This window comes from Candidatus Neomarinimicrobiota bacterium, assembly GCA_021734025.1.
Taxonomy (GTDB): Bacteria; Fidelibacterota; JAANXI01; order JAANXI01; family JAANXI01; genus JAANXI01.
Window position 1 is genome coordinate 45,217 of sequence record JAIPJS010000018.1, and the last position, 20,578, is coordinate 65,794.

General features: G+C 49.0%; 14 protein-coding genes. 3 read left to right on the forward strand and 11 right to left on the reverse strand.

Annotated elements, in window-relative coordinates; translation table 11 throughout:
• Nucleotides 1–33: 33 nt before the first annotated feature.
• The 6 genes from K9N57_14915 to K9N57_14940 form a co-directional block, all read right to left on the reverse strand.
• Nucleotides 34–1,119: an amidohydrolase gene (locus K9N57_14915; GenBank protein ID MCF7805473.1), complete on the reverse strand. Its 1,086-nt coding sequence runs from the start codon at nt 1,117–1,119 to the stop codon at nt 34–36.
• A gap of 35 nt (nt 1,120–1,154) precedes the next feature.
• Nucleotides 1,155–2,072 (reverse strand): DMT family transporter, encoded by a 918-nt coding sequence (locus tag K9N57_14920; GenBank protein MCF7805474.1) that lies wholly within the window; start codon nt 2,070–2,072, stop codon nt 1,155–1,157.
• Between the two features lie 90 nt (nt 2,073–2,162).
• Nucleotides 2,163–3,479: a D-tagatose-bisphosphate aldolase, class II, non-catalytic subunit gene (locus tag K9N57_14925; protein MCF7805475.1), complete on the reverse strand. Its 1,317-nt coding sequence runs from the start codon at nt 3,477–3,479 to the stop codon at nt 2,163–2,165.
• 29 nt (nt 3,480–3,508) lie between these two features.
• Nucleotides 3,509–4,453, reverse strand: a complete 945-nt coding sequence (locus K9N57_14930) for a carbohydrate kinase family protein (protein ID MCF7805476.1) — start codon at nt 4,451–4,453, stop codon at nt 3,509–3,511.
• Between the two features lie 25 nt (nt 4,454–4,478).
• On the reverse strand, nt 4,479–5,531 hold the full coding sequence (locus K9N57_14935) for an SIS domain-containing protein (protein MCF7805477.1): 1,053 nt from the start codon (nt 5,529–5,531) through the stop codon (nt 4,479–4,481).
• A 38-nt stretch (nt 5,532–5,569) separates the two neighbouring features.
• Entirely contained in the window at nt 5,570–6,334 is a 765-nt protein-coding gene (locus tag K9N57_14940) for a DeoR/GlpR family DNA-binding transcription regulator (protein MCF7805478.1), read from the reverse strand.
• A gap of 356 nt (nt 6,335–6,690) precedes the next feature.
• On the opposite strand from K9N57_14940, the gene K9N57_14945 reads away from it, so the two are divergent.
• Complete coding sequence (locus K9N57_14945; GenBank protein MCF7805479.1) at nt 6,691–6,828, forward strand: GIY-YIG nuclease family protein; 138 nt, start codon at nt 6,691–6,693, stop codon at nt 6,826–6,828.
• 219 nt (nt 6,829–7,047) lie between these two features.
• Here K9N57_14945 and K9N57_14950 read toward each other — a convergent pair whose 3' ends face one another.
• Nucleotides 7,048–7,986: a DNA adenine methylase gene (locus K9N57_14950; GenBank protein ID MCF7805480.1), complete on the reverse strand. Its 939-nt coding sequence runs from the start codon at nt 7,984–7,986 to the stop codon at nt 7,048–7,050.
• 296 nt (nt 7,987–8,282) lie between these two features.
• On the opposite strand from K9N57_14950, the gene K9N57_14955 reads away from it, so the two are divergent.
• Nucleotides 8,283–9,290 (forward strand): LamG domain-containing protein, encoded by a 1,008-nt coding sequence (locus K9N57_14955; GenBank protein ID MCF7805481.1) that lies wholly within the window; start codon nt 8,283–8,285, stop codon nt 9,288–9,290.
• Nucleotides 9,291–9,508: 218 nt separating this feature from the next.
• Nucleotides 9,509–11,776, forward strand: a complete 2,268-nt coding sequence (locus tag K9N57_14960) for a family 43 glycosylhydrolase (protein ID MCF7805482.1) — start codon at nt 9,509–9,511, stop codon at nt 11,774–11,776.
• Nucleotides 11,777–11,842: 66 nt separating this feature from the next.
• Here the strand turns inward: K9N57_14960 and K9N57_14965 are convergent, their stop codons facing one another.
• The 4 genes from K9N57_14965 to K9N57_14980 form a co-directional block, all read right to left on the reverse strand.
• The gene (locus K9N57_14965) at nt 11,843–13,219 is read right to left on the reverse strand and encodes an amidohydrolase family protein (GenBank protein ID MCF7805483.1); all 1,377 of its coding nucleotides are present in this window, start codon (nt 13,217–13,219) and stop codon (nt 11,843–11,845) included.
• Nucleotides 13,219–16,221, reverse strand: coding sequence for an amidohydrolase family protein (locus K9N57_14970; protein MCF7805484.1), 3,003 nt, complete (start codon nt 16,219–16,221; stop codon nt 13,219–13,221). The genes K9N57_14965 and K9N57_14970 overlap by 1 nt, the downstream gene beginning before the upstream one ends.
• A gap of 267 nt (nt 16,222–16,488) precedes the next feature.
• On the reverse strand, nt 16,489–18,984 hold the full coding sequence (locus K9N57_14975) for a hypothetical protein (protein ID MCF7805485.1): 2,496 nt from the start codon (nt 18,982–18,984) through the stop codon (nt 16,489–16,491).
• Between the two features lie 749 nt (nt 18,985–19,733).
• Nucleotides 19,734–20,504, reverse strand: coding sequence for a hypothetical protein (locus K9N57_14980; GenBank protein MCF7805486.1), 771 nt, complete (start codon nt 20,502–20,504; stop codon nt 19,734–19,736).
• Nucleotides 20,505–20,578 lie beyond the last annotated feature (74 nt).

The window sequence follows — 20,578 nt, forward strand, 5'->3', positions numbered from 1 at the left end:
TTGTTCGCGAAGTTATATGGTACGAACTTTGGTTTAGTTTAGGATATTGCGCGCGTTTTTGCTGTAGACCTTTTTGAGCACCGCATCCGGTAAATTGATTCCATATAGCGGCCAGTGATATCCGAACTGGTTCGTTTCGTAAAAATGTTCATCGGCGCTTTCGAGAATCCGGAATGTGACATGATACATTGATTTATCATAGCCCATATCCGTGCCGTAAAGCAGCTTGTCCTGGTACTGTGTGTAAAAGTCCTTCGCCGCTCTCGGAATTGGTGCGGTCTCGGCATACCGGGCACTGATATCGGCGTAAAGATTCGGATATTTCTCCAGCAGTGCGCCCAACCGGAACAGATCATACGAAAGGTTCGCAAAGTGGCAGGCGATAAATGTCGTTTTCGGATGGCGTTTTACCGTGTTTTCCAGGATATCGATCATACCGGAATGGCCAACGATGTCTTCCTGGTTATCCAAGCGCCATTCATATGCGTTCATCAATCCATCATTTGTTGAATCCATGGGTTGATACATCCAGATGGGATCCGCCACATGAATATTGATAGGGAGGTTCAGTTCCGCGCATTTTTCAAACAGCGGATCCATTCTGGGATCGTCGGGATGCATGCCCCAGGCCTGCGTTTCCCCATAAAAGAGCCCTTTGCCTTTGTCACCGAGTTCCCCGACTCCGGTGGCGCCAACCTCAACGCAACGCTCCAGTTCTGCAACGGCTCCGGGGCCGAATCCCGGTTCATCGTAGCCGGAATAATCGAAGCCACACCAAACTTCGAAACGATCCGGATATTTCGAATACAGCGTGTATATCGAATCGAATGTCGCTCCCACAGCCTTGGTCAGCACGATGGTCTTTTCCACGCCGACTTCGTCCATCGTTTGCACCCATCGGGCAATTTCTTCCTCCGACTGTGGGTACGGATGTGAATGCATATCGATAATCGGATACCGGGCCTCCGGTATGTTTGACTCCGGTACTTCGTAGATCGATTCCGGCCGGTAATTCTTGAGCAGGAGTTCTTCCGGCGAGGAGGTGTCCTGCGCCACGACTCCCGTGCTCAAAAGGCTCACGAGCAGCAACATGCCAAATAATCGAGGGAAGTATTTCATTGCATCACATCCATTTTGTTGTAATAGAATTCCCCTTATGCCTCTTCCTGTTGGAGCTGTTCCAGCTCTTCACCCGGCTCGATATCCTCTTCCAGGCCAAGCAACAATGCAGCGACAACCGCCAGTACCATCCCTGCGATAATTACCGGATGCGGAATGACTGCGTAGATGATGAGCGAAATGATTACCGTCAGCACCGGCGCCAGGGCATTAGTCATTGGTGACACGATAATGGCCTTGCCGTAGCGGAAGGCATATACCAACGTTAATGCACCAATGGCATTCAGTATTTGGATCATCGCTGTCAGATACGGGCCCTTGAATCCCCAGTTAATAGGTTGAGACCAGTCTGTCATCAAGAGCGCAAACGGGATGAGCAAGATCCCGGTCACCATCATATAGAAGAAAATACTTTCCGCCTTCATCGTCTCATTGGCAAACCGCATCACGAATGCCTGAAAACCCCAGGCGAGAAAAACCAGCAGAGATAAAATAATCCACAGGGTTCCTTCGGCGACGCTATTCGGATCCTGATACGAGAGCAACGGAATAGCAATTAAGGCGAGAACGATACCGATCCATCCGCGGGCGCTGGTGCCTTCCTTCAGGAACATTGTAGCGAGAATGATTGTGACAACCGGCGAAAGAGAAATGAACGGGAATACCAGATATGCCGGTCCAGAGCGCAATGCCTGAAACAGGATGAGCTGCCCACCTGCCCCGGTGAAACCAATTATCGAACCTAGTATGATCGACCGCTTATCAAATTCTAGTTTCCAGTCGATAATTTTAAGCGCCACGAGTGCCGGCGGAATCATAGTCAGCGCCCATACGGAATATCCCAGCGTTGCCGGGAATCCAGCCTTCTCCGGGATCTCGATGAGAGCGCCCCAGACGCCCCAGAAACTTGTGGTGATTATTGCAAAAATTAACCAGAGTTTAGAACCCTTCACTATTGTCCTCCTTTGTCATCGCTCATGAAACTTCCCCTTTTCAGGGCTCCCAGACCACCTGGAGCAAAAAAATTTTGTCGCAGTGCGTTTTTAAAAAATCGTGCTAAACTGCGTGGCCTTTGAGTACAATTCGGTGATTTCCTGAATTTTATGTAAGGCTATCGCTTCCGGCTCATTTGTCAGCTCCCCGTCACGAATTGCCTGATATTGGTTCGGTAAAAACTGACTCAGTAAAGTGAGCGGAATTTCATTATTTCTGAGATTGGAAAAGAGTTTTTCAAGCGCGTTTTGCACCGCCGGCTGCTGCCAGTAATAGCGGGAGCGGTCGCTGTAGCTGTACTTCCGTAACAGCTTGAGTTCGGCCTCATTCCCGTGATAATGATTCTCCCAGGATGCCGGATGCTCCAGCATGGTTGCTTCCAGCACCTGCCGAAAGTTCGACAGGCTTACAGACTTATCATTGCCCAACAGTTCTTTTTCAATATATGAGAGCCCAAATATGGCTTCCCGAAACGCGAAGGTCAGCCATGGACCGACCTTCAGAATGGCAAAATGATCCCGGACCAGATTTGATAATCCTTCCACTGATTGATAATCGGTGGAATGGGCTTCGAAAATTTTGTCATCATACTGTTCAATAAATGTGGAGAGAGTGTCCGCCTTTTCCGGGTCATACTCAACGACACTGTCATTGCCGAACTCTACACCCGGTTGCACAACCTGAGCGATCACCCGGTTCCAGGCATCTTCAAGTCCGTGCGAGTAGAAAGCCTCTTTGGTAACTTCCAGCGTTTTTTGCGCCGCCTCGACGCCGGTTACTTCCAAATCGTGTAGCGAGCCTTCGGCCCCGCCGGGAATTGGCACTTCCGTACCGATGATATACACCGGTTTGCCCGGATAATCTTCCGCGAACGTATAGGTCTCTTCGGCAATATGACATAATTCTGTTGCCCGCTTCGCAACGACCTCATCATCCATCGGCGTGTGTGGCGGGACATCATCGTCAGCACATGGGATACTGGTATCGAGGTGAATCTTGGTATACCCTGCTGCGACATACTGCTCTACTAAGGTCCGGGATTTCTCCATGGCGCTCTCAGCCGACTCATTCTTCCATGGATTCGGTCCCAGATGATCTCCGCCCAGGATGAGTTTCTCCGCAGGATAGTCGACTTCCGCTGCCAGTTCGCGGAGGTACTTCACAAAATCCCCGGGCTGCATGCCGGTGTACCCGCCGAATTGATTGACCTGGTTAACCGTCGGCTCTACAAGCAGGCCGCTATTATCCTTTTTCGCCTGAAGCATAGATGCTTTCAGCACATATTTATTCGCCGAACAGACGGAATAAACGCCGACCGGATTCTCTTTTTTCTGTTCCTGAACTACCTGAAGTAGAGGGTTTAACATAAACTTAAGATCGACTTTTCGGATTCCTGTTATTCGAAAATATTTTCATTATGATTTTTTAAAAATGTTGCGGCTTCATCAGCAGTGGGAGAGGCCGTTGAACCGCCGAGTTTGGTGGTGGCAACTGCGCCGCATGCGCTCCCGTAGGTGATACATTTTTTAATATCTTCCCCGGCAAGCCACTGGGACAAAAAGCCTGCGTTAAAGCTGTCGCCAGCACCGGTGGTATCCTGCGGCTCAACCGCAAACACCCCGGCACGGACTGTTTGGCCTTCAGTACGACATACCGAGCCACGGCTTCCCTGCGTCACCATCACAACCTCACAGTACTCACTCAATGTATCGAGGGCAGCATCGATGTCGGATTCGCCGGCAATATATTTTGCCTCCTGCTCGTTTGGCATGAAGACATCCACGTATTGCAGCAGATCGTAAATTTCGTCGCTCCATTCCTCATCCGGGTCCCAGCCGGGATCAAACGAGGTGGTCAGTCCGGCATCTTTGGCCTGCCGAAATAGTTCGGCTGCTCCCTTACGCATCTCCGGCTGGAGAAAATAGGACGACAGGTGTAAATGCTTCGAATGCTTTACATATTCGAAATCGACATCATCGATCCCAAAGGTAGCCATGGCACCCATATGTGTAACCATGGCATAGTCCTCGGGGTAGGAGAGCACCACAGTCACACCGGTTTGCGAATCCGTACTTACCAGAATACCGTCAATATTCACTCCCCGCTCTTTCAAGGTATTCAGGACTACATTTCCAAACTGATCATCACCGAGTTTCCCTGAGAAGCCAACTTTTAGGCCGAGCCGGGCAACATTCGTCGCCAGAATCGCCGACGCACTTCCCATGGTCAGGGTCATATTACGCGCGAGGATTTCTTTGCCCATCTGCGGAAGTGATGGAATCTCCTGTAGGATTAAATCCGCGTTTAATTCTCCTACAACAACGACATCAAATTGCTGCATGTATTCTCCCCTACCTTGCTAAAATTTATATCTCAACGACCTGGCTGAGATTCGTCGGTTTATCCGGATCCAAATCTTTGGAGACCGCCTGGTAATATCCCAGTAACTGGGTAATCGGCATATACAGCGGCAGCCGCGCGTAATCATCTACGCCGGACTTCAACTCAACGACATAATTCGCGTGCGTATCGATATCAGTATTACTCGATTCACAGATTGCCAGTACTTTCGCGCCGAGCTCCCGCACTTCCTGGATGAGTTTTACTTCACTTTCTTTGGCGTTCTCAGAGATAAAAAAGGTCACCAGCATATTTTCATCTGCAATTGATTTGGGGCCATGGCGAAACTCCAAACTATGATAAGCTTCAGAACAGGTCAGTGACATTTCTTTGATTTTTAGCATCGACTCTGAAGCCAAACCGTAAAATGGTCCCTGCCCGAGATATACAAATTTTGTAAAATTTCCTTCATTAATGATGGTCTCCGGAAGTTCATTATAATCTCTGAAAATCCGCTTTCCAATTTCGGGCAGGCGCCGCAGGCTTTCTAAAAACTCAATGTCATTAACTTTTAGGCCGGCTAAGGATTGCAGCATTAGAAGCATACTGGTAAAGGAACGGGTCATGACTACACTTTTTTCATCGGCTTTCGCGATGAGATACCCATTATCCGAGAGTTCTAATAATTCACTTTCCTCTCTGCAGCTTACACCATGGAATTCCAAATTGTATTCTTCTTTAAGATATTTGGCAACCCAAAGCACCTCACTGGTCGTTCCCGATCGTGATATTAAAAATGGGACAAACGACTTCTCCCGGTTCGGAAAGACAGGATCAGAAAAGAGATAAACATCCGATGCAGGATAAGCACGGGAAAACTCACCCGTTATTTTTGCGTAAACCGAAGCTGCACTTAAAGCCAAATAATATGAAGTCCCACACCCGATAAATAAATTTTCAGCATTCTTTTCTTCTTGTAATTGATCTGTGAATTTATCCTTATTTTGATCCAATAAATCCAGGACAACTTCCCATACCTGTACCTGACTGTTAATTTCCTGCAGGGTATAATGATTCATCCAATGCTCCTTTCAAATAAAGCAGTACACGGGTCATACTAAATGGTAATGATGCTGATATTACGTTTTTTCAAATCTTCGGTATATTTATTTGGAATATTTTTATCCGTAATAATCTGATCGATTCCATCGAGCTCACAGATAAATGAAAAACTTCTTCGACCAAATTTACTCGAATCTGTTACGGCAATTACCTCATTAGCCATTTGCACCATCAGCCGGTTCAATTGGGCTTCCAGCGGATTCGGTGTTGTAAGTCCCGAATCTAAACCGAAGCCGTCTACGCCAAGGAATAACTTGTCAAAAAAATAGTTTGTGAGGGCATGCTCTGCCTCCGGGCCAACCAACGAATATGATTTTTTTCGTAATGTTCCCCCGGTCAGCATTACGGTAATATTTTCTAATCCCGCCAGCTCAACCGCAATATTTATGGCATTAGTCAAAACCGTAAGGCCTTGTTTTTCTTTAATATTCACGGCAATTTGCCTGGTAGTTGTCCCGGAATCGAGGATGATCGATTCGCCGTCATGAATAAGTTCGGCGGCTTTAATTCCTATTTTCCGTTTTTCTTCGGCATGAAGCTTTTGCTTTTCGGTAAGTGAGGAATCATATGCTACAATATCTCGGATCAATGCCCCACCATAGGTACGGTGCACAATGCCTTTCTTTTCCAGATAATCCAAATCGTTTCTGATGGTTACAGAAGAAACATCGAATTGCTTACTCAGCTCTTCGACTTTAACCTTGCCGTTCTTATTTAAGAGCCGAACAATCTCATCACGTCTGTCAACAGTAGTTTTCATTTTGTAACCATTATACCTGTTTTTTCTTTTGATTTCTTTCTACTTAATTATAATATGATTTCGTTTTGTTATCAAGTAAAATAAGCCGTTTACCAGAAAGAACGTAAACTTCTTCGAATGTATAGTAAATACAGTAGTTTATTGAAGTTACTTTAATCGAAACGATTCACTTTCGTTTAATCAAAGAATTTTCCAGAGGCTCTGTCTTGTAGTCAGAGAGGAAGTCTGAAAACCCGAGGTCCTCAAATTTTGCCGTACAAGTGCAGTTTAAGGGAATACTTGATTCCCATATTTATAAAAGCCCCAATAAAACGCTGTTAATGAGCTGCCCCGGCTCTTTTCCTAATTATATTGCCATGGTTTATACAGTCTACATTCTCTACAGTAAATCGCTGGATCGATCCTATACCGGACACACACGAAAATTGGCAGATCGATTAAAACACCACAATCAAGGCCGGTCGAAAGCTACCAGGGCAGGGATCTCGTGGTAACTCAAATATGCTGAGTCCATTCTCAATCGAAGTGCCGTCATGCGGTGTGAACAAGAGGTTAAACGTCAGAAGAACCGTCATTATCATTGAACGATTAATTGAGTCCGGGTAGCGCGTCCCGCTCTGGCGGGAAGGTCCCCAGGTCTCCCAGAGGTATCCCTCCCGGTAGAATCTGGGTGCCCCGACCATTCTTTATTTTTGTACGCTCCCACCGGGTTATCAATAATTATAGATAATTAACTCGTTGATTTCACCCCGTCCGGAGGCATCGCTGTTAATGAATCGTTTGGCCGGAACGCGCTCAATCGTAATAGATTCGCCGGCATAAAGTTCATCAAAAAATTCGTCCGACGCATTCTCGTTTTTCGGGTCGGAATTATTGAGTATTTGTTTCGCCCCCCGTTTGTTCATCTCATGGAAAAAATCTGCTAATTGTCGTTGATCTTCGTCAGTAAAATTACTTTTAAAGTAACTGGTGAAACTGGATGTCTTATTGAGTGGTCGATATGGCGGATCGAAATAGACAAAGGTCTCATCATCGATAAATTGTTCGGCCACTTTGTAATCGCCACACACTACGGTAGTCTGCTGGAGTGCCTCATGGACCGCTCTTAGATTTTTCTCGTCACAGATCGTCGGATTGACATACTGACCATGTGGTACATTGAATTCCCCCTGCTGGTTCTGCCGGAAAAGTCCGTTGTAACAGGTCTTGTTCAGAAAGATGAGCATAGCCGCACGATGAATCCACTCCGGATTGAATCTGGCATAATCAAAGGTTTGCACCTGGTCGTTATACCTATTTCTGATTTGATAATAATAGGTTTTTTGATCGGATTGCGACATATCCAGATAAGCCGTTTCAATCTCTTTTAATCGGTCAATTAGCGCAGTATGTTCTTTTTGAATGGTCTTATAGCCAACAATTAATTCCCGGTTAATGTCGCAAAGATAGGTCTCGTTCAACTCGTACATTCCGTGCAGGTAAAAGAAAACTGCGCCGCCGCCCAGGAACGGTTCGACGTAACGGTGTATGCGTCCTGTATCCCGTATCGTTGCCGGTAGCCGTTCTTGTATAGCATCAAGCAATTGCGTTTTACCGCCAGCCCACTTCAGAAACGGACGTGGCAATTTCCTTCGCCCTTTTGGTTTTGGCATATTCACTCCGTTGGAGTTAAGCTTCTTAAGCCGGGTATAGAATATGAACACAACCCGGCAAATCAAAAATCTTTCCACCGGATGGGATTTCGAGTTAATTTTACCAGGAGCTGATTTTCGTTGATATTTTCAGGCACTCAGGGTTCGGACACCAGCTGTACCAAACAATATACTTGATTTAAAGAATAAAATGCATTAATCTCAACTTAACCCACTTAAGCGGTTCCACGCGAATTTAAACGGTTTAAATGTTAACCTGGATTATTAATCCGGAGGGAGAGGAGCAAATGGGAATCTTGAGCAAACGTTATATGCTCTTTATTCTTGCCTTCATAATTATGGGCATGATTGGGAGTTGTGAGGAAAGCACCACCGAACCGTGGGCGGATCTATCGGAGTCATACCAGCTCACTGTAAACGTGATCAACGAAACTGACAGTCCAACTGAGGCCGACCTCGCCGTTTTAAAAAATGGCGAAGTAATCGAGAGCGAAACAGCTAGCTCGGCGCAGTACACACTCCCGAGCGCCGAACCATACGTTATCCGGGCGATAAAAAGCTTTGCAACCGGAGAAACGGATACGCTGACATATACTGTTGCACTGGCAGAGGATTGGGAACATACTTTCACTTTTATAACTGGTGATATTGATGCCAATTTACTTGCCCATTACAGTTTCGAAGGAAACTTGGACGAGGCAACTAGTCAGTGGTCAGCAGGCTCTGAAACAGGTGACCGAATCACCAACACTGGTGGTTCCATCTCTTTTGCCAGTGGTAAGGTTGGTCAGGCTGCAGTTTTTGACGGAGCATCCGGCATAAGATTACCTGACACTTTAATCACCGATCATACTTATGCGGTATCACTCTGGCTTAATCCTGCAAGTATTAACCAGTTTACTACTGCCTTCTTCGGTGGTACGGTGAATGATGATGTTGAGGCATGGATTAGTTTGACGCCAGCCGGACCTGGGGATGATGCATATACCATGCTCTGGAATAGATTATTCGATGCTAATACTGGTGATGACATCTGGTATGATGGAACAACCGGAATGCAAATTCCTGTGAACCAATGGAGTCATATTGTTTTCTCAGCAGATGCCGGAAAACTCAAGGTTTACGTCGACGGCGTTGAAAAATTCTCAGGCTCAGATCACCCTGATGTCTTTTCAGCCTATAATGCGATCTTTGCGCTTGCCGTGAACCATTGGGATGTCCCGTTCGAAGGAATGATGGACGAACTCCGTGTTTACAGCAGAGCAATCGGTGAGAGGACTGTTGCCAACCTTATGAACGAATAGTTCCGGTCATTCCGAACAAAGGGTAACATCTGGTATCCTGATTCACTAAGAATGAAAAATGCCATTCCGTAGTCGCGGGATGGCATTTTTCATTTATCACTTATCTCATTTGTATATTGGAAGTCAATATTCATTTCCCGGATTAGACTGAATCCTGAGTGGAGCGTATCATGAAGTACCTGAATAAACCGTATATCTTGCTATTAATATCAGCCATGATGTTCGTATTTCTCGGTGCATGTGAGGATAAAAATATCACAGGTACAGGGGGTACCTTTGAATTAACCATTATAGTTGAAAACGATCTTGGTTTTGCCATAGCTGCCGATATCGTGGTATCGCATGAAGGCGAAGCTGTGGATAGCCTCTCCGGTTCCGAAGTTACCGTCACCCTGGAAGCCGGAACCTATGAAATTACGGCTACCAATGAAGAAGGAACTCAGACGCAATCCATTTCACTGGAAGAAGACAGTGAAATCACATTTACGTACTCTACAGAGAACCTTGATCCGAACTTGGTCGCACATTTCAATTTTGAGAGTAGTCTGAGCGACATCACCGGGCAATTTGAGGCTGGGACCATTACCGGAAACAGGATCAATAATACCGGCGGGTCCATTTCATACGGAGCAGGCCTGCGGGGTCAAGCCGGGGTATTCGATAGTGAATCCGGGGTGCGGCTGCCGGACGGGCTCATCACTGATTTTACTTATACCGTAACGTTTGCAGTGTATCCTGAAGAGATTACCAATTTTACCACCACTTTTTTCGGCGGAATATCCTCGGGGTCTCAACAGTCCTGGATCAGCCTCGTTCCGGCCGGCCCGGGTGGCGAAACCATGCTTTGGTCGGGCAACGATCCCTGGTACGACGCCACAACCGGCACCACAATCAGGACTGACGAATGGGTCCATCTGGCCTTTGCCGTGGATAATGGAGATGTACGGGTATATATCAATGGTGTCGAACGCTTTTCCGGTTCGGATTTCCCGAATGTTTTCTCCGGGATAACCTCGGTTTTCGGCCTGGCCGTGAACTATTGGGATCCGCCATTCGATGGCAAAATGGATGAACTCCGGATCTATGATACCGCCTTGACCGCAGGCCAGATAGCCGAACTCTCGGCAATCGTTCCCGGCGCCGGGGGCGGTGGGGTTCAGGGTCCGCAATTTCGGAACGTCTCGGTCCATGATCCTATGGTGGCCAGGGCCGACGATGGCACCTGGTATGTCTTCGGTTCCCACCTGGCATCAGCCAAATCTGAAGACCTTATACAGTGGGAGCAGATGTCAAGCGATTGGCAGGCAGATAATCCGCTGATCCCGAATCCGGAGGAAGAACTGGCCGAAGCACTGGCGTGGCCGGAACCGGATGCAGAGAGTACCTGGGCGGTCAGCGTTATCAAACTGAATGGCCAATATTACATGTACTTCAGCTCCGCCAACTGGGATTCCGATCGGTCGGCTATCGGGCTGGCGATAGCTGATAATATCGAAGGACCATACGCGTATCAGGATACACTGCTGATTAAAAAATACGAGAATGGCGAATACAGCCCTCGAGCGGATACGCTGTTCGACAACTCGATCCATCCCGGTGTAATTGATCCCCATGTTTTCTTCGATGCGGACGGGAAACTCTGGATGGTCTACGGGTCCTATTCCGGAGGTATCCACATTCTGGAGATGGATCCGGAAACGGGATACACCAAACCGGATCAAGGATACGGTAAACGGATCGCCGGAGGAAATCATGGTCCCATGGAAGGGCCGTACATTCAGTATCATCCGGGGGCCGGATATTACTACCTTTTTCTATCATTTGGCACATTGGCGGCTGATGGCGGCTACAACATCCGCGTGGCGCGATCCGAAAATCCCGATGGTCCCTATCTGGATCCCAATGGATACAATATGCTCCAGGCCAAGGGCCCCAGCTGGGATAATGTCGAACCTTACGGCGCCAAACTCGTGGGGAATTTCCAGTTTCAGGAATCCGGTATCGGATACGTTTCTCCAGGCCATAATTCGGCGTATTACAATGAGTCCAATGACAAAATGTTCATTTTCCATCATACGCGCTTCCCGGACCAGGGGGAATTTCATCAGGTGCGGGTACACCAGCTGTTGATGAATTCAGAAGGCTGGCCGGTTATGGCGCCACATCGTTATGGTGGAGAGACCCTGAAACCCGTCTCTGCCGGCGAGATTCCCGGGACGTATCAATACCTCAATCACGGGCGACAAATTTCGGCCGATATCCGACAATCACAAAACATTGAGTTAACCTCTGACGGTACCATTTCCGGTGCAGTGGCCGGCAGCTGGACAATGACCGGGGATTATACTGCCGATATTACCATAGAAGGCATTCCCTATCATGGCGTGTTCCTGGAGCAGTGGGATAACGGGCTAAACAAGTATGTGATGACGTTTAGTGCGTTGTCCCGGAGCAATCTGTCCATCTGGGGTAGCCGGATCGAATAGTCAGGGATTCCAGAGCCGCAGTTAACCGAATGTGTATTATAGTTCAGCGTGCGGTATAACCGGGTACTATTCCTCTATCAGATCCAACTGCTGATATTTGGTCCGGTATTTTCTGTACAGCGCGGTTTGTCGGTTGGAGAGATCGATCTTCCGTCCCTGGATAAACTCCATCCGCACTTGCGTTGTAATTTCCAGGGGATCGCCATCGGTAATAATGAACGTCGCATCCTTCCCTGGTTCAAGCGATCCCACCCTGTCAGCAATCCCCAGAATCTGAGCAGGATAAAGGGTAACGGCCTTTAACGCCACCTCCCGGGGCAGCCCATAGGCCGCTGCGGCCGCCGCTTCATACGGAAGATTTCGCTGAAATTGGGAAGCAAAAGGATGTTCGGAGAGCGAAATACAGAATGGTACGCCGGCATCATGTAGCTTCTTTGGCGCTGTCATAGGTGTATCATATCCTTCCCAGTTCCTGGCCGGAAGCCTCATGCTCGTGCTTTCCAGGATTACCGGGATCTCTCTGGCTCGCAATAGATCCGTGACGCGCCACGCATCCTGACCACCCACCAGGACCATATCCACTCCCTGCTCGTCAGCCCAGTCGACGGCTGCCTGAATCTGCCGGATTTCATTGGCATGCACAAACACCGGAATGTCCCCGTCCAATACCGGGAACATTGCCTCCCACCGGACACTGGTTCCAGGGGAGACTGATTCCTGTGTCGATTGTGTCCGAAGGGCCTGCTGATAGGCAGCGGCGTTTCGAAACGTCTCACGGATCCGTTCGATTTTCCCGTCGATGGCCTTTTGTTGTTCTTCCACAGATTTGGGAAACGACTTCTCGTGGCGAATGCGCATGGACGGCCAGCGGATATGCAGCCCAACCGGCGCCTGGAGTGTCATGTCCTCCCATGTCCAGCCATCGAGCAGAATGGCGGCGGAGGTACCGGAAATCAATCCACCCTGCGGGATAGTCAGGGCGGTAGTGATTCCGTTAGACCGGGCGACCGGAAGCAATTCACTGTCCGGATTAATGGCGACCTCCGCCCGGACTTCCGGAGTAATGTTCCCCGTTTCATCAAAATCTCTGGTCGCCCGGGCGAGTGGAATTTCCACCAGTCCCAGGGTGGACGTCGCGGCAATAAATCCCGGATAAATATGTTGACCAGAGATGTCGATAACCTCGGCCCCTTCGGGTACTTTGACTTCTGTTCCGAGTGCATCGATTTTCCCATCGGAGAACAGAAGCGTGCCGTCCGGTATAGCCGGTCCACTCACGGGATGAATGGTGCCGCCCTTCAATGCGATTGGATGGTCCTGGGGTGGCGCCGGAATCTGGTCAGAGGCGACCACCTGCAAATCCGATCCTCCACCGAACAAAAAAAGTAAGAGCAAGAAATACCGGAGAACTAACCGCCTCACATTTTCAGATTGCATTGCCATTATTCGCCTCCTTCCCGATTCTCCTTTCGGCCATTTTTCGTAGTTAATACGCGCTGGATAAGCCGATTCCGTTCCTGCGCAATGGCTTCCCGTTCCCGGAGATCCGCAGACCGGTCGAAATATTTGCGGCCGTCAATCCAGGTTTGTTCGCACCTGGTATAGGCTGACAGGGGCGGTCCGTTCCAGACGACGAAATCCGCATCCTTCCCTGCCTCCAGTGAGCCAACCCGCTGATCAATGTGTAATTGTTTGGCAGGATTGATGGTAATGAGTTTCAGCGCCTCTGTCTCCGACAATCCACCATATTTCATCGCTTTCGCCGCCTCTACATGCAGGTGACGGGATATCACTTCACTGTCGGAATTAAAGGAGACCAACACCCCGACATCCTGCATTAAGACGCCGTTAAAGGGAATCGCATCGTACACTTCGAACTTATAACCCCACCAGTCACTGAACGTGGAAGCATTCGCCCCATGCTGCTGAATAATATCAGCCACTTTGTATCCCTCCAGCACGTGTTGAAATGTGCCCACGGTGATCCCGAACTCCTCGGCGACATGCATGAACATAAGGAGTTCATCCTGGCGATAGGAGTGGCAGTGAATAATCCGGTCTCCCTGAAGTACTTCGGTTATCGCCTCCAGTTCCAGGTCACGGCGGGGTGGGATGTGTCCGGAATTTGTCCGGTTCCGATATTTTGTCCATGCGTTCTGATACTCAATGGCATCCTTGAATCGATCCCGGATGAGCTGTTCCACGCCCATACGTGTCTGCGGGTACCGGGTCGTAAACTCGTCACCCCAGTGGGATTGTTTGACGTTTTCTCCCAGCGCAAATTTGATCGTCGGCGGAGCCCCTGCGATCAGCATCTCTTCGACCGAAGCCCCCCACCGGAGCTTAATAATGGCATTCTGCCCGCCGATCGGGTTAGCTGATCCGTGCAATTCATGTGAGACGGTGAGACCACCGCTTAATTCACCGTAAAAACCAGGGTCATCCCGATTCAACACATCGCGAATGCGTACTTCTGACGTTACCGCCTGGCTCATCTCGTTGCCACCACCGTCAATCCCGGTGTGGGAATGGGCATCGATAAGTCCGGGGGTTACGTGTTTCCCGGTGGCGTCGATGACCTGCGCTTCCGATGGAGCGTCTAAATTTTTCCCCACTTCCTGGATTTTCCCCTGTGAGACCAGCATGTCCCCCTGTTCAATACGTCCTCCGGGACCGACGGTCCAGATGGTAGCATTCCTTATCAACACCTGGTCCGGTTGCTCAGGCAGTTGACGTCGCCCGAACGGCACCGGAGGGAGAGGAGGTTCGAGAGTCTCCGATTCCATGGAAGTTTGAGTGGAATGGAATTCTTGCGGTCGATCAATAGATAGGCTGTCAACCGTTGCCTTCCATGGGATGCGAATGCCATCTGGGAGCGCCGCACTTCCAGTGAGCGTGCTGTCGTCTGCCACCCCGGTAAATCGCAACACTCCCGGCATTCCCAGCGGCTTTCCGTCCAGCCGGAAGGAAAGCCGGCGTTGGGTCAATGAGACTTCCGGAACAGTGATTGTAAGTGTATCCACCAAAAGTTTGGCGGTGTGGTCCGGGTAGTCATTCTGTATAAGCAGTTTTCCCCGAACAGATGTCGTGTCCGTTGGACTGAACGTCAGCTCCCAGCTTCCCAAAAGATTCACAGAGGGTTCGGGGGTGATTTTATGCCGAGTGCCATCAATCCAGACATCGAGAATTTCGGATACTTCGGTAAAAATGTCTCCCGAGGTGACCACAAGGTTTCCGACTTTTCCCTGTTCAATCGTTCCCAGCCGATCCGCAAGCCCGAGGATTGAAGCAGGCTGGGTGGTCAAAGATGCCAGTGCGTCCTTTTTTGCCAGACCGCGCCGGACCGCCTCCCGGAGATGGGCGTAAAATTTGTCCGGGGATGAATGTCCGTTACTGGTAATGGCAAACGGGATTCCGGCCTGTGCCAACCGGGCAGGATTTTCCGGGGCGTAATACCAGTGCCGCAATGTGGTCAGGGATACATCGAGTGCAACTTCCGAATCCTCAACCGGCGGGGTTTTCGGGAAATCGACCGGGATAACAAGAGGGTGCTCGTTATTCTGAAGTGCAGAAAGCTGCCAGTACTCATGTCCACTGCCACGAATCCAGTACGGAAGACCGGTTTCCTTTGCTATACGCTGAGCCCGGAGCAAATCGTATTGGTTGTCGATCGCAAAATACAGCGGGGTCTTCTGTTGTATCTGCCCGGAAAGCACCCGGAGTGCGTCGTTTGTTTTCGGTTTTGGTTGATGGGGATTCACCTCGTAGGCCTCAAAGGCCTGACCATACCATTGGGCATCCAGGAATGTCTGGCGTATCAACGCGATGCTCCCCATCAATGAATTAGGAAAGGTCCAATCGCTATATGTTTGAAAAGAGAGTACCTGAGCCGCGTCCCGCTGAAGTACCCGGTACCCGGATTGTTCTTTGTTTAGAGTAATCATCGCTGCACTCCCCCTGAATATGCCATCATTTGGGAGCACAAGTGCGGTAGTAAATCCGGAAGACCGGAGCGCATTCCACTGTTTTGAATCAACCTGGTATCGGGCTAAAACATCCCGCTCGGGGTGTACCAGCGGATTCCAGTGTCCCGGAGTAGAAGAGGACGACTTGGGTTGGTCATTTCCTCCGGCAAAATCACCAATTGGCAGATACATTTCAATAAATCCGGGATAGAGCGTCTTCCCAGCCGACTCGATGATCTGTGCATCCGATGGTGGAGTCACATTAGTTCCAACTGCGTCGATAATGCCATCCCGGATCACTACGGTGCCATTTTCAATAATTTGATCAGGTGATTGCACAATACGGGCATCGACAAAAGCGTATACACCGGGCGGCTTGTCACGGATGCCCTCAACAGGTTCGGTCTGTGCGAACGCCACTGCAGACAGGAAGATAACCACTATGCTAAAAACTGGTTGATATTCGTGTAATGTATTCATGCGTCGTTTCCTGATTTTATTTCGATGCGATGCAACAATTGACTTAAGGCGAATACCCGGAATCTATTCTTTCCCGGGAGGAAAATAAAATAACCAATAGAATAATAAGCTGTTAGGGAGAACTTAAGGTACGAAAATCGGGTTTTGTTTTGACCACTTAAAGACCGGCATTGCTGGATTTATGCGGTCAATTCCTGCATATTGGGATAAAATAATGCCCCTGGAAGCCAGGGGCATTATTTATGTCATGTAGTGAGCTTCAGTGAATTAATTGTTATGGTCCATTACATCTCCGAGGGCGTTGTTGATATGCACGTTTCCGCTCCCGGTAAATGCCCCACCGTTTTCGATTTCTACACCATAGGTTTCGCTGTCCCGGAGGGTACTGTTGTTGACCGTTGCGCTGCCATTATAGTCAACGTACACATTCGCATATCCATCCGCCCCGCCATTCGCAATCAGGCAATACTCAAGCAGATTATCGGTACTGACCACCGAAAACCGCAATCCATCCCAGTGTCCCTGTACGTCTGTGGTGCCAAGGAATTTGATACTGTCGGTGGATGTTCCGACTGCTGTCAGGCTGCCGCCATTGGTCCCGCTTTGGACATCCAGGCGGGAGCTGACGGTAAACTGGAGCACTGCACCGGGACTGATAACCACATCTGCCAGAATATCGACCGTACCATCGATCCTGAACGGCGCATCTGTGGCCGGCCAGGTTTGGTCTGTGGTGACATCAGAGCCGGAACCGAACACGGAAATATATCCTGTCCCATCGCCAAGATAGGAGCTGTTTTCGTCTAACACTCCCATGAGATAATCCGGGATATTGACAAGGGCATTTTCCGTGAACGTATTGCTGGCGAATTGATGGATCTGTCCGCCACTTTCCACATCGATCCCGTACGTGGCACTCGCGGAGAATTGACTGTTCGTGATCTTGACTCCGCCGTTGTAATTGACATATACGTTGGCGTATGAATCCCCTCCCCCATAGGATAATACCGTATATGTGAGCTCGTTGGTGGGAATATTGTTCTGGATATAAATCCCGTCCCAGTGCCCGGCAACCGGCTGGGTCCCCAGGAATTGAATGCTGCTGTCAGCAGTGCCAACGGCAATGAGTGAGCCGGTGTCACCCTCCACATCCAGACGCGAACCCTGGGTGAATTTGAATAACGCACCCGGTTTCACAGTGACAACCGCTTCCACGTTGGTGACACCATCCATGATATACGGTGCATCCGTGGCTGACCAGGTCTGGTCCGTCGTCACGTCCGAACTCGATACGGAAATCACACCGGTACCATCGGATCCGGTATATGTGCTCGCCGCATCCAGTGCTCCAATCAGGTAGGCAGGAATATGCACGCCGGCATCCGCCTCAAAGGTATTCTCTTCAAACCCGCGCAAAATCCCACCGCCTTCTACATCAAGACCATAAGTCCCGCTCATCGTAAACCGGCTGTTGGTGATCTTCACACCGCCATTATAATTTACATATACATTGGCGTACGAATCGGCGCCACCATGGGAGATTTCCACATAGGAGAGCTCATTAGTGGGAGTAATATTCTGGAAATAAATACCGTCCCAGTGACCGGCGAGTTCCTGGGTCCCCTGGAACTGAATGCTGCTGTCGGCATTTCCGACAGCGATAAGCGAACCGCTGTCGCCTTCTATGTCAAGCCGGGAACCCTGTGTAAACTTAAATACCGCGCCCGGATCCACCGTCACGACCGAGCCCACATTGGTGACGCCATCCATGATGTACGGGGCATCCGTGGCCGGCCAGGTTTGGTCGGTGGTGACGTCAGAGCTAGACACAGCAATAATGCCCTCGCCATCCGTACCAGCATAGGAGCTGTTTGCGTCCAGTGACCCGATGAGATTGGCAGAAATACTCAACGCCCCTGAGGCGTTTCCGTTAAAACTATTTTCAGCAAATTCGCGTATTCCTGCACCATTTTCTGCTACGAACCCATAAGTCGAACTTTTATCGGACCTGGTATGACTGATTTTCGCGGCTCCGTTATAACTGATATAAATATTGGCGTAGGTGTCAGCGCCGCCATACAACGCCGAGGCATAGGAAATCTCGTTGTCGACACTCGTCGATTTAATATGGATTCCATCCCAAGATCCCGGGGACTTCGTGGCGCCGGTAAATATGATCGAATCGGTTTCCGTTCCGACGGCGATCAAGGTTCCACTTGATTCGATGTCCATTCTCGCCCCTTCCCCGAATTCTATGGTCACACCCGGTTCAATGGTGAGGACAGCATTAACATCTGATACACCGGAAACCGCATAATCGGGTTCAGCAGGATCCTCAAACACGCTCGTCAGGGTCGTATTCTCGTTGATATCCCCGATAGTTTCGATATCCGCGGTCACGGAGAGTGCGTCATTATCGCTATCCGTACCATCAGAGACAGTGAGCTTGACCTGATAGGAGCCTCTGGTGTCGGCCACAAAGCTGGCGGCGACACTCGTTGAATTCTCGATGTTGGCCTCACTGGCGTCCGGTTTCGACAACAATTCCCACTGATAGTTCAAGGTATCGCCATCAGGGTCCATCGAGTTGCTGCCATCGAGCAGAACCGTTTCCCCAATAGAGGCTTCCTGATCCGAACCCGCAACCGCAACCGGGGAAGAATTTTGCTGATCTTCCCCCAATGGATCAGTCAATTCGTCGCACCCCAACACCCCAATTAGTACAGTTAAAATTAGTATTCCCGTGCGTAAAATCTTCTTCATTTCCCATCTCCTGTTGTTAGATTTTTTACAACTTCTTCATTTACCGTATCTTAGAAGTCAAATTCAGACAGGACGATACTAAAGAGTTCCTGTTTATTGCACTTCACTATAAACTTGCTTTTCAATATGGTAGGAAAACCCGTACCTGTTCACTACTAAATTCGTCCTTTCAATTAATTTTGTGATTAATGTCAATTTTTAAATTCCTATCCGGGCGCTTTCATAAAAGAAGTCAGGATGAAATATATAGTAGATCCGTCCGTGGGGCATGTCTCGCAATCCACGCGATATTTCTGGCAGATGACCGGAGAACCAGGCCGTGATAACCAACCACCCGCATCGAGGATAAAGAGTGACAATAAATGGTCAGGTTAATTCCGTCGAGTGCTTTTTAGAATGAATGATTAAAAAAATCTGTTTTTCCTTTTTTACCTCTACCGTAGGCGCAAAGTAAGTATTGAACTATATGTACAATAACCGGACCAGAATTCTACCCGTAATTTTAAACTATGTAATATCAACAACTTGCTCTCTTTGAGTAATTATCTGAACTGTCGTTGATAAAATGTATACTGTAATGAAATGATTACAATCCGTGACTCTGCTGAGCAGGGTACTTCGGGACGTATAAAAATTTCTTCATATAAATTCTCAGGATTCAGAAGGGCTGGTTCTGTCCATGGTGGTCAGAACTATATTGCGGCAGAACATCGGTAATTAAGGTAATGTAACTTTGGAGTTCTTGCGATCTATTCCTCCAGGTTCTTCGACACCTCAATAAGCAGGCTTGCGGTGAGCCGGGATCGGTTCACGAGACCGACGAACCTGCCGGTTTCATCCAGGACCGGGAGGATATCGGTGTCATGTTCTTCCATCCTGCGCAGCGCCTCTGCTTTATTCATTTCATCCTCTGCCGCAAGGCGGGAGGAAATAAACCCGGGTAACCGAGACAGGGATTCCCGTTGTCCATCGTTCAGCCAGGCTGCAAATCTCTCGGGAGTGATTGGTGATTGTCCGTTCTGAAATAACTTCGACAGCTCCCTGGCGTCGGCCATGCCGAAGAATGTTCTGTCCGGGTTTTCGATTATCACGTACTTCAGGAACGGTTGACTCGTGAGCTCAGTCAAATATTTCCGGATAGCCGGTCCGTAGTACCCGCCATACCCCAGGCGTAACAGCAATCCCTCGGTCTGTTCTTCAAGTAACCGGGGAATCAACCCCACCCCTCCTTTCATATTCATGGTGATCGGTTCAGAGGGCAGACCGGTGAGTTGAGCCACTTGTGATGTAATATCCGAGGTTGATGCCCGGACAAATGCGGCCTCGATCTTTACCCCTTTCTCGGTGACCTCGAACGTCTGGAGCCGTCCGGTGGCCAGGAGAAACACCACCACCGGGAGGACGGCGACGACGATATCCGTCGGCTTGACTTCAATTTTGCTGTTTTTCGATCTAAGCAGGACGAGTCCAACGAGAATGACCACGAAACTGGCAACAGACAATATTACGGTGAGATCCATAAATCCTTCCGAAAGTTAATTTTATTTCCGCCCCTTTAAACCCGAATACAGAAACCTGATTTTTTGCCGCGACT

Excerpts from the sequence above, each read along its gene's own strand:
- K9N57_14915 (MCF7805473.1), bottom strand. The coding sequence starts at position 1,119 with ATGAAATACTTCCCTCGATTATTTGGCATGTTGCTGCTCGTGAGCCTT.
- K9N57_14925 (MCF7805475.1), bottom strand. The coding sequence starts at position 3,479 with ATGTTAAACCCTCTACTTCAGGTAGTTCAGGAACAGAAAAAAGAGAAT.
- K9N57_14930 (MCF7805476.1), bottom strand. The coding sequence starts at position 4,453 with ATGCAGCAATTTGATGTCGTTGTTGTAGGAGAATTAAACGCGGATTTA.
- K9N57_14935 (MCF7805477.1), bottom strand. The coding sequence starts at position 5,531 with ATGAATCATTATACCCTGCAGGAAATTAACAGTCAGGTACAGGTATGG.
- K9N57_14940 (MCF7805478.1), bottom strand. The coding sequence starts at position 6,334 with ATGAAAACTACTGTTGACAGACGTGATGAGATTGTTCGGCTCTTAAAT.
- K9N57_14945 (MCF7805479.1), top strand. The coding sequence starts at position 6,691 with ATGGTTTATACAGTCTACATTCTCTACAGTAAATCGCTGGATCGATCC.
- K9N57_14950 (MCF7805480.1), bottom strand. The coding sequence starts at position 7,986 with ATGCCAAAACCAAAAGGGCGAAGGAAATTGCCACGTCCGTTTCTGAAG.
- K9N57_14960 (MCF7805482.1), top strand. The coding sequence starts at position 9,509 with ATGTTCGTATTTCTCGGTGCATGTGAGGATAAAAATATCACAGGTACA.
- K9N57_14965 (MCF7805483.1), bottom strand. The coding sequence starts at position 13,219 with ATGGCAATGCAATCTGAAAATGTGAGGCGGTTAGTTCTCCGGTATTTC.
- K9N57_14970 (MCF7805484.1), bottom strand. The coding sequence starts at position 16,221 with ATGAATACATTACACGAATATCAACCAGTTTTTAGCATAGTGGTTATC.
- K9N57_14975 (MCF7805485.1), bottom strand. The coding sequence starts at position 18,984 with ATGAAGAAGATTTTACGCACGGGAATACTAATTTTAACTGTACTAATT.
- K9N57_14980 (MCF7805486.1), bottom strand. The coding sequence starts at position 20,504 with ATGGATCTCACCGTAATATTGTCTGTTGCCAGTTTCGTGGTCATTCTC.